At 60.0% G+C, this 11628-nt stretch carries 14 protein-coding genes; 10 read left to right on the top strand and 4 right to left on the bottom strand.

What is annotated here, in order from left to right:
- Positions 1-13: 13 nt before the first annotated feature.
- The gene (locus tag GOX63_RS04925) at positions 14-520 is read left to right on the top strand and encodes a nuclear transport factor 2 family protein (protein WP_170325369.1); all 507 of its coding nucleotides are present in this window, start codon (positions 14-16) and stop codon (positions 518-520) included.
- Positions 521-850: 330 nt separating this feature from the next.
- Here GOX63_RS04925 and GOX63_RS04920 read toward each other — a convergent pair whose 3' ends face one another.
- Complete coding sequence (locus tag GOX63_RS04920; RefSeq protein WP_302477116.1) at positions 851-2581, bottom strand: tetratricopeptide repeat protein; 1731 nt, start codon at positions 2579-2581, stop codon at positions 851-853.
- Positions 2582-2763: 182 nt separating this feature from the next.
- Here GOX63_RS04920 and GOX63_RS04915 point away from each other — a divergent pair, with 182 nt between their 5' ends.
- From GOX63_RS04915 to GOX63_RS04875, 9 genes are all read left to right on the top strand, one after another.
- The gene (locus tag GOX63_RS04915) at positions 2764-3069 is read left to right on the top strand and encodes a hypothetical protein (RefSeq protein WP_170325367.1); all 306 of its coding nucleotides are present in this window, start codon (positions 2764-2766) and stop codon (positions 3067-3069) included.
- A 55-nt stretch (positions 3070-3124) separates the two neighbouring features.
- The gene (locus GOX63_RS04910) at positions 3125-3703 is read left to right on the top strand and encodes a c-type cytochrome (protein WP_170325366.1); all 579 of its coding nucleotides are present in this window, start codon (positions 3125-3127) and stop codon (positions 3701-3703) included.
- Between the two features lie 9 nt (positions 3704-3712).
- Positions 3713-4612, top strand: a complete 900-nt coding sequence (locus GOX63_RS04905; protein WP_170544938.1) for a c-type cytochrome — start codon at positions 3713-3715, stop codon at positions 4610-4612.
- Between the two features lie 4 nt (positions 4613-4616).
- Complete coding sequence (locus GOX63_RS04900) at positions 4617-5105, top strand: c-type cytochrome (RefSeq protein WP_170325364.1); 489 nt, start codon at positions 4617-4619, stop codon at positions 5103-5105.
- Between the two features lie 96 nt (positions 5106-5201).
- On the top strand, positions 5202-5678 hold the full coding sequence (locus GOX63_RS04895) for a DUF411 domain-containing protein (protein WP_170325363.1): 477 nt from the start codon (positions 5202-5204) through the stop codon (positions 5676-5678).
- Between the two features lie 172 nt (positions 5679-5850).
- Positions 5851-6876, top strand: coding sequence for a tRNA dihydrouridine(20/20a) synthase DusA (dusA, locus tag GOX63_RS04890; protein ID WP_170544936.1), 1026 nt, complete (start codon positions 5851-5853; stop codon positions 6874-6876).
- A 27-nt stretch (positions 6877-6903) separates the two neighbouring features.
- Positions 6904-7728, top strand: a complete 825-nt coding sequence (locus GOX63_RS04885; protein WP_170325361.1) for a sulfite exporter TauE/SafE family protein — start codon at positions 6904-6906, stop codon at positions 7726-7728.
- Positions 7725-8507, top strand: a complete 783-nt coding sequence (locus GOX63_RS04880) for a hypothetical protein (protein ID WP_170325360.1) — start codon at positions 7725-7727, stop codon at positions 8505-8507. Before GOX63_RS04885 ends, GOX63_RS04880 begins: the two co-directional genes overlap by 4 nt.
- 36 nt (positions 8508-8543) lie before the next feature.
- On the top strand, positions 8544-9272 hold the full coding sequence (locus GOX63_RS04875; RefSeq protein WP_170325359.1) for an STAS/SEC14 domain-containing protein: 729 nt from the start codon (positions 8544-8546) through the stop codon (positions 9270-9272).
- 263 nt (positions 9273-9535) lie between these two features.
- Here the strand turns inward: GOX63_RS04875 and GOX63_RS04870 are convergent, their stop codons facing one another.
- From GOX63_RS04870 to ccmI, 3 genes are read right to left on the bottom strand one after another with little or no spacing between them, the layout of a single operon-like run.
- On the bottom strand, positions 9536-9769 hold the full coding sequence (locus GOX63_RS04870) for a DUF1289 domain-containing protein (RefSeq protein ID WP_170325358.1): 234 nt from the start codon (positions 9767-9769) through the stop codon (positions 9536-9538).
- A gap of 16 nt (positions 9770-9785) precedes the next feature.
- The gene (ruvX, locus tag GOX63_RS04865; RefSeq protein WP_170325357.1) at positions 9786-10250 is read right to left on the bottom strand and encodes a Holliday junction resolvase RuvX; all 465 of its coding nucleotides are present in this window, start codon (positions 10248-10250) and stop codon (positions 9786-9788) included.
- A complete protein-coding gene (gene ccmI, locus GOX63_RS04860) occupies positions 10247-11473 on the bottom strand; it encodes a c-type cytochrome biogenesis protein CcmI (protein WP_170544934.1) in 1227 nt (408 codons plus the stop codon). The genes ruvX and ccmI overlap by 4 nt, the downstream gene beginning before the upstream one ends.
- Positions 11474-11628: the final 155 nt, after the last annotated feature.

Raw genomic sequence — 11628 nt, 5'->3', positions numbered from 1 at the left:
TAGGAGATGAGCAATGAAACTCTTGCCGATTTTGGCAGCCGCCACCACTGCTATAGCTTCACCGTCCTTTGCGGACGATACAGCCCAGATCAATACTGCAATCACCAGCATCGCAGCCGGTGCGGACCGGCATGACTGGGACCGTGTGCGGGGCGCTTTCGCTGATGAGGTCACTCTGGATTATTCCAGCCTGTGGGGTGGTGAGCCTGCGACGTTGGCCGCGGATGATGTCATTGCGCAATGGTCCGGATTCCTGCCGGGGTTCGAGGTCACGCACCATATGGTCACCAACGAAACCATTGTTTCGATTGAGGGCGATATGGCCACTGCACAGGCGGACTTCACCGCGACGCACAGGATCGGCCAGGACTTTTGGGTCCTCGGCGGGCAGTACGACTATACATTGATCCGCGACACTGTGGGCTGGAAGGTTTCGGGGCTGACCATGACTGCTTTGTGGGAAACCGGCTCTCGCGATCTGGTCACTCTGGCGGCTCAGCGGGCAAGCGGCGGGAACTGACCAAAGGCAACGCAGCCGACAAGCAAGGCGCCGCGTTTCGGCGTCTTTGCAATGCGCTCAAGAGGTGCGTCATCTGATGCAACCCGGGCCACAAATTGGAACCCGCGCTTGGGAAAGGTTTGATGTAGTCCAAGCTTGTTGTGATGTCGCTCTATGCCGGGTGCACAGACCGATCGCGCGTGTTCAGGGGCACCGAAGCTGCCGTTTTCCAATGACGGGCGATGGTTGCTACTGACACGGCGCCTAGGGTCTTCAAGCGTGGCAAATGACCGATTAGACGGGTTAGGGGCATCAAGGTTCAAACACACTGACGGATTTCTTTGGGCCGCTTCACCTGTCTAATCCCGCCGCGCGCAAGCCCTGTTGATAGCGCTTTTGATCTTCTGATCGCGCGAAGGGATGCGTGCGCTCTGCCAGCTGTAGCGAGGCGTCGGGGTCCAGACGCTTTAGGTTTAAAACCGCTTGCCGCGCCTCATCCAATTTACCGCAAATGGCTTTGTTTACAGCGATATCCAGATAAGAGCTGCTGCGGTTTGGCTGGATGCGGATTGACGCTTCGGCCCACTCAATAGCTTCTTCGTGTCGGCCTGCCACGAAGCCACACAGTGAGCGAATAGAGTACCACAAAGCGATCAAAGGATCGCGCGGGCTTAGGCGGATCGCGACCTTGATGTTGGTAAGGGCTTCGTTGCTGTCGCCCAAATAGACCAGAGATCTGGCCAGCAAAGCATAGGCGTGGGGGTCATTGGGGTTGAGGGTAATGGCATCCTGCAACTTCCGCACTGCGTCTTTATGATGACCTGAAAACAGATCCGCCGCACCAAGCAGGGCCATTGCATACGCGTCGCGGTCGTTCATCGAAACTGCCCGTTGCGCCTGGCGCACCGCTTCGGCCTTCGACGCGTCCGGATCGCCGCTCCAGCCGTTCACGCACTGCATCAGATGCGTGAATGACAAGTCTGCCATTCCGAATGAGCTTTGTGGGTTCAGGTCGACAGCTTTCAGCAATAGATTCTGGGCTTCGGCGATGTCGGCTTGTGTGAATTGCGAGATATGCCAATGGGCGCGCGCGGTCAGTTCCCAGGCATCCATCCGCGGTACCACCTTGCGCCGTGCGCGCTGCATTTCTGCAGACAGGTACTCAGGCGCGACTGCGCCCACAATTTTTCCCGTGATCTCGTCCTGCAGATCGAAGATGTCTTCAATCACACCATCAAATCGCTCGGTCCAAACATAGTGGTTTGCAACGGCGTCGATCAGTTTTGCCGAGACGCGAACCCTATTGCCGACCCTTCGAACGCTGCCCTCCAGAACGTATTGCACGCCTAAATCCCGGGCGATTTGCTCTGCACCGATGTCGCGACCTTGGTAGGAAAAGCTCGAGTCTCGAGAGATCACGAAGAACCAGTGAAACTTGGACAGCGCAGAAATGACATCTTCGGCCATACCTTCGGCAAAAAATGCCTGATCTGCATCTTCTGACAAATTGTCGAAGGCCAAAACCGCGATCGACGGTCGCTCCGGCAACTCGAAAAGGTGCCTCTGGACGGCAGACGCTGACAATCCCCAACCATAAACGACCAAAGGTTCAGCGATGTTCTTGAGGTTCTGGGAGCCTAGACAGGTGAAGTGATCCGAATGCTTGGCATCAAGGCTGCGCCGCGCCGTTTCGGAAATCAGGAGCGATCCGGGTTCGGCCAGATTCTGAAGACGTGCGGACACGTTGACCCCGTCGCCAAAAACGTCTTCATCGGCAAAGGTGACATCGCCGCTGTGCAATCCCATCCTCAACGCGATCCTAGGGGTGTCGATCAGTGCGTGTTGGAGATCCATTGCGCACTCTATGCCGCTGACAACGCTGGGAAATTCAACCAGCCAGCCGTCTCCCATGCTTTTTATTACCCTGCCGTCATACTTACCAACGGTCGGAACAAGACTGTCGTCGCGAAAACGGCGCAGCGCGGTCAATGTGGCGGCTTCATCCTCTCCCATGAGTTTGGAATAGTTCGCCACATCCGCAGCCAGAATAGCGGCCAGCCTTCGTTCCGAGACGTTTGACATGGACGAAGCATAGCCGACAGCTGGTGGATAAGAAACTTCGGTGTCCGCGCGGCGAGATGCCGCCTGATGAAGGCTTGACGCTCGTGCACGTTGAGAACATCATCTGCGAGGCAAGAGAGTTGCAATGAGAAAACGGGATTAACTGAACGGTGTCTTTGGACGGTCGCAGATGGATCAGGCTGATGCTTGTCACGGTCGGTATGTTCACCGCCGCTCTGCTTTTGTCCGGCGGTGCGGCTCAGGCGCATGGAAAACATGAGCCTGTCGTAGTTTCTGCCGAGGTTCAAACGCACGGTGAATATGCCGCAACGGACCATCAGGGTCATTGTTTCGGCGGTGCATTTTGCAGTGGCCCCGCGATTATCCAGCAATCGACACTGACGGCGGACCTGTTGGATTGCAGTGAACGGTATGGCCTGCCGGGCGCGACATTGGGCATCCCGGTGGTCTCGAATTTCGATCCTCCGCCCCCAAAAAACCTGATCTGATCTGTATCCGCACACACCGTTTGGTGTGAAAAGATAACTCAGGCAGGGAAATCTAATGAAAACTGAAAATCTGTTGTTGGGCGCGGTTGTTGCGTCCGGTCTGGCCGTGGCAAGCCAATCGGTGTTTGCGCATGGCGGAGCTACCGGCGTTGTCAAAGAACGCATGGACGGCATGGGCGTGATGAAAGAGGCGATGAAAGTGCTGACGCCGATGATGCGGGGGCAGGTCGAGTATGACGCCGCCGTTGTGCACGAACGCGCGGAGGATATCAGTCACCACGCTGGTGAAGCCCTGACCAGACTGTTCCCCGAAGGCAGCCTTGATGCGCCAAGCGAGGCGAAGCCAGAGATCTGGCAGGACTGGGCCGCGTTTTCGGCCATGGCCGATCAGTTGCGTGTGACGGCGGACGGATTGGCGGAAGCTTCCGAAAACGGGTTGATGATGGCGGGTGAAACGAATGCTGTCGGCGGCATGATGGGCGGTCAGGGCGGCTCGATGATGGGCGGCGACATGATGGGCGCCGGGGCCGGAAGTGGCATGATGGATCTTTCTCAGATGCCGGCCGATGGCGTTTTCACCATGATGGGACAGGTCTGTTCGGCCTGCCATACACGCTTTCGGATCGAGAAATAGGCCGGGACAATGCGCAAGCTCTATCGTATTGGGCTGGCAGGCGCGGTTGTCGCCTCGGTCAGCCTTGCCGGCCTGATTGCCTGGCCAATTGGCCAGCCTCTCGCACACATTCCGCTGAAGGGGGATGTCAATCGCGGCGCTTATATGGCCCGCGCGTCCGGCTGCATTTCATGCCACACCAATTTCGCGAAACGCGGAGCACCCTTGGCGGGTGGAGTGGTTTTGGAAACCCCGTTTGGCACGTTGTATTCGCCGAACCTGACCACTGACCCGGATCACGGGATCGGAGGCTGGACGCAGGCGCAATTCGCCCGCGCCATCCGCGAAGGGGTCTCGCCCAAAGGGCACGCCTATTACCCGGCGTTTCCCTATCCCTTCTATGCCAACTTCTCGGATCAGGAGGTTGCCGATCTTTGGGCCGCTTTCCAGACCGTGCCACCGGTCGCCGAACCCTCGCGTCCGCCTCAAATGGACTTTCCGTTCAATCAGCGCTGGGGGCTGAAACTCTGGCGCGCGGCCTTTCTGGAACCTCCCGGAACAGAGCCGGTTGCGGGGAAGGGCGAGGTGTGGAACCGAGGCCGGGAATTGGTCGAAGGGGCCGGCCATTGCGCAGCTTGCCATACGCCGCGAAACCTTGCTGGCGCGCGCAAATCGGACACGCAGCATCTGCAGGGGAGCGACGCGCTGCCAGGCGGAGAGAAAGCGCCAGCTATCGATCACCTGACTTTGGCGGGCAAGGGATGGGATGTGGCCAGCCTGGCCTATGCTCTGCGCACCGGCATCACCCCTGAGGGGGATGCCTTTGGCGGGTCCATGGGCGAGGTCGTGCTTTATGGCACAAGCTTCCTGACCGAGGCCGACCGGACGGCCATTACGACATACCTGATGGACGAACATGAAGGGGGATGAGGCAATGAGAACCGGAAAACTCTTTGCATTTGCCTTGGCCGGGATTGTCGTAATCGGCGCCGCGGTCGCCTGGCGTGCGTCGTCGAGCACACAGGCAGGACCACCGCTGCAACCGTCAGAGTCCGATGCCTCAGAGGGGGCGGTGCTTTACGCCGAGTTCTGCGCGTCCTGCCACGGCACCAATCTTGAGGGGCAGCCCAACTGGCGCGCCCCGAATGACGACGGAACGCTGCCAGCCCCGCCTCATGATGAGACCGGCCATACATGGCACCATGGCGATGCGCTGCTGTTTGACTATACCAAACAAGGTGGCGCGGCGGCGCTCGAGGCGCGCGGCGTGACCGACTTTGCCAGTGGTATGCCGGGATTTGGCGACAGCCTGAGCGACCAGCAGATCTGGGACATTCTCGCCTATATTAAATCCACCTGGCCTGATCGCATCCGCAGCATGCAGGCAGAGCGCACCAAAAGCGAACAGATGCAGGGCGGCTAAGGACCGCCCGCTTGACACAAATCATGACACTTGCCTGCGGGCTCGATTACAAAACTCGTCGTCGTACCGTAGGCGCGAAAACGGAAAGGAAATGACATGACCAACCCGACACTCGACCGCCGCCTCTTTCTGGCTGGCCTTGGCGCCTCCGGCGTTGCCTTGACTACACCGGCCTTTGCTTCCACCAAACCTCTGGTAGAGGTCCTCAAGGACCCGAACTGCGGGTGCTGCGGCGCATGGATCGACATCATGCAACGCGAAGACTTCAAGATGGTGGTGCAGAATGCCTCGTGGGAGACTTTGTCGCAATTCAAAGCCACAAAGGGCGTCCCGGATGAGATGACGTCCTGCCATACTGGTCTGGTCGAGGGGTACGTCATCGAAGGCCATGTGCCGCCAAACGATATCCGGCGACTTCTGTCCGAACGCCCCGATGCGGTCGGTTTGACCGTGCCTGGTATGCCCTTCGGATCACCCGGAATGGGACCGGAGAGCGAGCGGGAGGCCTATTCGGTCTTCCTGATCCGCAAGGACGGCACCACAGAAGTGTTCAACCACTACGAGGCAGCTTGATTCAAGGCCCTAATCTATAGGTCTGTCGGGCGGGGCGTTTGCTCCGCCCTTTTTGCAATGCCTGGTCGGGGGCGCTGGAATTTGGGAGGGGATAAGTGCTACACGGCGGTTGCGGTACCACATCGTGAAGCACCGCAACCAAAAACAGGCCGAAATGAGGAAAACGGTGAAAATGGTGGATTCGAAAAACCACAAAAAACCAGGGTTTTCCGACTTGCGGCGCTCTGCGCGGCTTTCCGTTGCCCCCATGATGGATTGGACCGATCGCCACTGCCGCTATGTGCACAGGCTGTTGAGCGGGCAATCCTTGCTCTATACCGAAATGGTGACGGCTCCCGCTTTGGTGCGGGGCGGCGCGATGCACCTGTTGGATTACAACCCGCAAGAGCATCCGGTTGCGCTGCAGCTGGGTGGCTCTGATCCGGAAGAGCTGGCGCAGGCGGCGCGGTTTGGGGCGGATGCGGGGTACGACGAGATCAACCTGAACTGCGGCTGCCCCTCGGATCGGGTACAATCCGGCACATTCGGGGCGGTGTTGATGAAGGACCCGGGCCGGGTCGCCGAATGTGTTGCCGCAATGCGCGAAGCGGTGGACGTTGAGGTGACCGTGAAATGCCGCATCGGCGTGGATGAACAGGTCCCCGAAGAGGTGCTGCCCGCTTTTCTGGAACAGATTGGTGCCGCGGGATGCCAACGGGTGACGATCCACGCGCGCAAGGCTTGGCTGCAAGGGCTCAGCCCGAAAGAGAACCGGGATATTCCGCCGCTGGATTATGACCTGGTGCACCGGATGAAGGCGGCGTTTCCCGATCTGCATGTCTCGATCAACGGCGGCATTGCCTCGCTGGATGAGGCACGCACGCATCTTGAGGCCGGGCTGGACGGCGTCATGATCGGGCGCGCGGCCTATCACCAGCCGACCGATATTCTGGCTGCGGCTGACCCGGTGATTTTTGGAACGGGGCAGGCGACCGACCCGATTGAAGTTGTTCAAAAAATGGTGCCCTATGTCGAACGTCACCTTGCCGAAGGGGGACGCTTGCACCAGATCACCCGTCATATGCTGGGCCTGTTCGCCGGGCGTCCCGGCGCGCGGGCGTGGCGGCGGGCCTTGTCCGAAGGTGCGGTACATGAGGGTGCAGGCCCCGAGGTAATGCGGCAAGCGCTGGAGCGCGTGGCGCCTCTGGCCGAGGTCTGAACGAACGAAGATCGGTAAGGGGGGATGATGCCCGAGACGTTGTTGCTGGCCCAGATGCTGGGCCTTTTGCTTGTGATCGGGGCGCTGGCCGGAGTGCTGGCCGGCCTGCTGGGCGTTGGGGGAGGCATCGTGCTGGTGCCTGCGTTTTTCTATGCGTTCCAGACCCTTGGCTATGGCGGCCCTCAGCTGATGCAGCTGTGTCTGGCAACCTCACTGGCGACGATAATCGTGACCTCGTTGCGTTCTGTGATGGCGCATAACAAGAAGGGCGCGGTGGATTGGGATATCCTGCGCAGTTGGGGACCGGGGATCGCCGTAGGCGCGATCATCGGCGTACTGGTCGCTTCGGCATTGCGGACCGAGGCGCTGCAGGCGCTGTTTGGCCTGCTAGGAATGGTCATCGGGGCTTATCTTGGGCTGGGCAAGTCCGAATGGCGGCTGGGGGATGCTATGCCCAAGGGAATGCGCCGCGCGGTGCTGTCCCCATCCGTGGGGTTTCTGTCGGTGCTGATGGGGATCGGAGGGGGCAGCTTTGGGGTACCGCTGATGAGCCTGTTCAACACGCCCATCCACCGCGCCGTCGCCACGGCGGCGGGGTTCGGTGTGATCATTGCGGTTCCTTCCGTTCTGGGCTTTCTGTTTCTGGATATTGCTCCGGAACACCGCCCGCCGCTGACCATCGGCGCGGTCAATCTGGTCGCCTTTGCCATCGTCGTCGCCATGACCATGATCACCGCGCCCTGGGGCGTGAAGCTGGCCCATGCGATGGACCCGAAGCCGCTCAAACGCGTCTTTGCGGTCTTCCTGACACTGGTCGCCCTGAACATGCTGCGTAAGGCGCTTGGACTATGAATGATTTTCACGAAAAGGGTTGGGTCAAGTTTCCCTTCGATCCAGTGCTGGCGGACTGGGTCGGGCATGCCTTGCCTGCCGCTCGGGCGTCGGTCACCGACCCGGCCCACGCCGAATGGATGGATTGCGAAGGGACGTGGTTCATCGGCGTGGACGCCCTGAACAATGACCCGCAAGGCCGGGTCGGGCAGTCAGGTGTCCTGTCTGGTCTGGCGATGGATTTTGTCATCCAGCAGTATGGAGAGCTTCCGTTGCACAAGGGGCAGGTCTCGGTGATCTATCCCGGCTATCCGCGTCCGCGACACGGCGAAAGCGAAACCGCGGGTCGTTATCGGTTGAAACGGGACGCGGCGCATGTGGATGGGTTGCGACCTATGGGGCCGGACCGGAGGCGGCGGGTGGACGAGCCTCATGCCTGGATACTGGGCATCCCCCTGACAGACGCCAGCGCGGATGCTGCCCCGATGGTGTTGTGGGAAGGTAGCCACAAGATCCTGCGTGCCGCATTCGAACGCGCGTTGGACGGTCATCCCCGCGATGCTCTGTATCTGGTCGATATCACCGATATCTATCAGGCCGCCCGTCGCGAAGTGTTCGAAACCTGCCCGCGCATTGAACTGCCCGCCAAACCGGGCGAGGCCTATCTGCTGCACCGCCACTGCCTGCACGGCGTCGCGCGGTGGGGAGAGGAGGCCTCGGCCGGGCCGGATGGACGGATGATCGCCTATTTCCGCCCCGAATGCGCCGGGGGAGTAGCCGAATGGATCGAATCCGCCTAACGTCCTGCCATTATTAAGGTTTGGAGGTTTTGTCAGATGATTACGGTCCACACGAATTCCGACGGAGCGCTGCTCGAAGTTGAGCTGTCCGGCGAGGTGACCAGCAAAGACTATAGTGAGGTTCTAGTCCCCGCGATTGAGGCCGCGCTGGCCGACAATGACACGGTGCGCCTGCTGGCCGTGGTGCAGCCCGAGTTCAAGGGTTACGATCTGGGCGCGGCGTGGGCCGACACCAAGTTGGGCCTCAGTCATTGGCGGGGGTTCGACCGCATTGCCGTGGCGGCGGATCAGGGCTGGGTGCAGACTGGTATCCGGCTGGCCTCGCCGATCCTGCCATGCCCCGTTCAGGTATTCGAATTGTCCGAACTGGAGGCCGCCCGGCGTTGGATACGGGAATCCTTGGGGGCCATCCATGTGATCGATCTGGGTAGCCCTTGTGTTCAGGTAAGTCTGCTGGGAAAGCTGGATCCCGAGGAATACGCGCGGGCCGAAGTGGATCTGGATAGCCTGTTGGTGGGCAAAAACGGTTTCCGGTTGCTGGTTGATCTGCGCGAGTTTGATGGCTGGCAGGGGCTTACGGCGCTGGCGTCGCATTTCCAACTGGTGCGCAAACACGCAGGGTTGCTGAATCGCGCGGCCATTGTTGGGGACAAGACCTGGCAGCATATCGCGCAAAAAGCGGCCAGTCATATTCTGGGCACGCGCACCCAGTTCTTTCCATCGGAAGAGATCGAAAACGCCAAATCCTGGCTTGCTGCAGGGTGAGGCAGTAGGGGGTGCTTGAGGGGGTGCTTGAAGTTTATGTAAGTTGACGTAAGGGTAAGTTTCGTTATTCTTGATTGATTGGTCAAGAAACGGTTACACAGGGCGTGTTCTTTCGCTGTACCACTTCGGAGGAACACAAATTCTGAAGTGCGCCGCTGTGGGTTACCACTCACTCACCACAAGTGTCAGAACTTGACCCCCTCGAAGTTCACACCAGCCTGCAGCGGCGCAGGTTCAGTCCAAGCGGATTTTCGTAGAACGGGTTACGCGTTACTCACACGCGCAGAACGGCCGCCACGGCGCTTGGCCAGACGGGGTTTGCGCGAGGGTAGCTCGTCCATGATCCCCGCACGTTCGGTGGCGTCCATTTTGGACCAGCGCGAAATCTCATCGATCGTACGGTAGCAGCCGGTGCAGATGCGTTCCGTCGGGTGTACGACACAGATCTGGACGCAAGGGCTTTCGACCTCGTTTCTTTTCCAAACCATGTTTGTCATCGGCGTACTCCGTCCGCTACAGAAAGCGCAGCCTGTCCAGCGCTCCTTGCAGGATATAGCCTGCAGCAACGTGATCGATAACCTGTCCGCGACGTTTTCGTGTCGTATCCGCCTCTAAAAGTGCCTTTTCGGCGGCAACCGTGCTGAGTCGCTCGTCCCAGAAGCCGATCGAAACCTCGGTCAGGCGGGATAGGTTGCGGGCAAAGGCGCGGGTCGACTGACAGCGGGGGCCTTCGGTTCCGTCCATGTTTTTCGGCAGGCCAAGGATGATGCCGCCGATCTCGCGGTCTGCGATAATCTCAATCAGACGGGCGGAATCCAGCGAGAATTTTTTGCGCCGCACGGTTTCCAGAGGGCTGGCCACGCCGCGCATCCGGTCCGAGACCGCCACGCCGATGGTTTTTTCACCCAAATCCAGCCCCATCAATGCGGTCATCGGTGGCAGAGAAGCAGCGAAGTCCTCGAACGCGTCGTGGATCATTGCGCGATCCCGGCCTGCAATGCGGCGGCATCGATCAGTTCAATCGCCTCGGCATTCCCTGCAAAGACTTCCTTCGCCTCATTTTTGATATCGATGGCGCGTTGTCCCTCGCCCAAAACACCAAGGGCTGCGATCAGGCGGGCCCATTCTTCGGGCGAGCCACCTTCGCTGGCAAGGCGTTCAGACAGTTGGTTGACCATGCCCTTAATCATCTCTTGCCGCTCTTCCGGCGTTAGCGCGGCGGCGGCGTCCATTTCTTCCTGACTTGGGCCGGAAGTGGCAGGGGCGGGGATGTCAGGTGCGTTGAACACACCCGCGCGGAAGGCCAGCTCGTCCAGTTGCACGCGGATGGCATCCGCCCACGGGGCGCCTGCAGGGGCATCGCGAAGGGCATCCACCCAGATGCGGTATCCGACGTCGGGGCGTCCGACCTGAACCATCATCTGCCCCAGATAATACTGCGCAGGACCATGGCGCGGGTCGCGCTGCAGGGCTTGTTTCAAAGCCTCTTCCGCCTCGGGAGAGACATAACCACCCGCAGACAGGATCAGCATTTCGGCCAGATGCGAATAGGCATCGGCCGTGGCCGCGTCGCCAGAGAGCTCGATCACTCGTTTCTGGGCCTTGTACGCGGCCGGAAAATTGCCTGCATTCGCCTCGTGCTGCGCCAGCAGGATATGGCCCTGCAGATCATCCGGGCGTTCTGCAACAGTGTCGCGCAACTGCCCCAAAAGATTGGCATAACTTTCATCCAGTTGCGGCAACTCGGCAGGTTGCGCAGCAGCTTCGGCCTCGGCCTGACTGGGGCGGTCGGCGCGCAAAGCTTCGGCCTGCTCCTTACGCAGGGATAAAGGCTGATCCGGCAGCCCGGCGGCCCCCATCTGGCGGTACATTTCAATACCACCGCCAATCACGACCGCAGCAATGACGACAAAGGCTGCAATGGTGGCCCACAGCGGCGCCCCGGCCTGTTTGGTCCCGGCCTGCATCTGTACGTCGGCGGCCAGAATGCGACGTGAGATTTCCGTGCGCACCCGCTCGGCGTCGGCCTTGCCGATCACGCCCCGGGCCAGATCCCGATCTACGCTGGCCAATTGCTCGCGGTAAACACGCAGGTCATAGGCTGCGGCTGGTTCGCGCGTTTTGCGACCGCGCAGCAACGATAGGCCCAGGATCAGCGCCGTCAGCAGCGCGGTTAGAATTGTCACGACCAGGAACGACATGGTTTCTCCGATTTGGCTGCCCTGACTTAGACCTCTCGGCGGGGCGACAAAAGGGGCAAATGGCCGCGCGAGGACTTCATGTCGCAATAATAGGCCGGATGTCGCAATAGTTCGATATTGTGGCGTTGCGTGGCAGGGCTAAACTGTCGGCACAC

Origin of the sequence: Ruegeria arenilitoris, from assembly GCF_013031355.1 — a bacterium.
GTDB lineage: Bacteria > Pseudomonadota > Alphaproteobacteria > Rhodobacterales > Rhodobacteraceae > Ruegeria > Ruegeria arenilitoris_C.
The sequence above is the reverse complement of the archived record's forward strand: the minus strand, read 5'-3'. Positions and strand labels throughout refer to the sequence as shown.

Bases quoted from the DNA above. Each gene is read 5' to 3' on its own strand.
- GOX63_RS04915 (WP_170325367.1), top strand. From the start codon at position 2,764: ATGCTTGTCACGGTCGGTATGTTCACCGCCGCTCTGCTTTTGTCCGGC.
- GOX63_RS04875 (WP_170325359.1), top strand. From the start codon at position 8,544: ATGATTACGGTCCACACGAATTCCGACGGAGCGCTGCTCGAAGTTGAG.
- ccmI (WP_170544934.1), bottom strand. From the start codon at position 11,473: ATGTCGTTCCTGGTCGTGACAATTCTAACCGCGCTGCTGACGGCGCTG.
- GOX63_RS04870 (WP_170325358.1), bottom strand. From the start codon at position 9,769: ATGACAAACATGGTTTGGAAAAGAAACGAGGTCGAAAGCCCTTGCGTC.
- GOX63_RS04925 (WP_170325369.1), top strand. From the start codon at position 14: ATGAAACTCTTGCCGATTTTGGCAGCCGCCACCACTGCTATAGCTTCA.
- ruvX (WP_170325357.1), bottom strand. From the start codon at position 10,250: ATGATCCACGACGCGTTCGAGGACTTCGCTGCTTCTCTGCCACCGATG.
- GOX63_RS04920 (WP_302477116.1), bottom strand. From the start codon at position 2,581: ATGTCAAACGTCTCGGAACGAAGGCTGGCCGCTATTCTGGCTGCGGAT.
- GOX63_RS04905 (WP_170544938.1), top strand. From the start codon at position 3,713: ATGCGCAAGCTCTATCGTATTGGGCTGGCAGGCGCGGTTGTCGCCTCG.
- GOX63_RS04900 (WP_170325364.1), top strand. From the start codon at position 4,617: ATGAGAACCGGAAAACTCTTTGCATTTGCCTTGGCCGGGATTGTCGTA.
- GOX63_RS04895 (WP_170325363.1), top strand. From the start codon at position 5,202: ATGACCAACCCGACACTCGACCGCCGCCTCTTTCTGGCTGGCCTTGGC.
- GOX63_RS04910 (WP_170325366.1), top strand. From the start codon at position 3,125: ATGAAAACTGAAAATCTGTTGTTGGGCGCGGTTGTTGCGTCCGGTCTG.
- dusA (WP_170544936.1), top strand. From the start codon at position 5,851: ATGGTGGATTCGAAAAACCACAAAAAACCAGGGTTTTCCGACTTGCGG.
- GOX63_RS04885 (WP_170325361.1), top strand. From the start codon at position 6,904: ATGCCCGAGACGTTGTTGCTGGCCCAGATGCTGGGCCTTTTGCTTGTG.
- GOX63_RS04880 (WP_170325360.1), top strand. From the start codon at position 7,725: ATGAATGATTTTCACGAAAAGGGTTGGGTCAAGTTTCCCTTCGATCCA.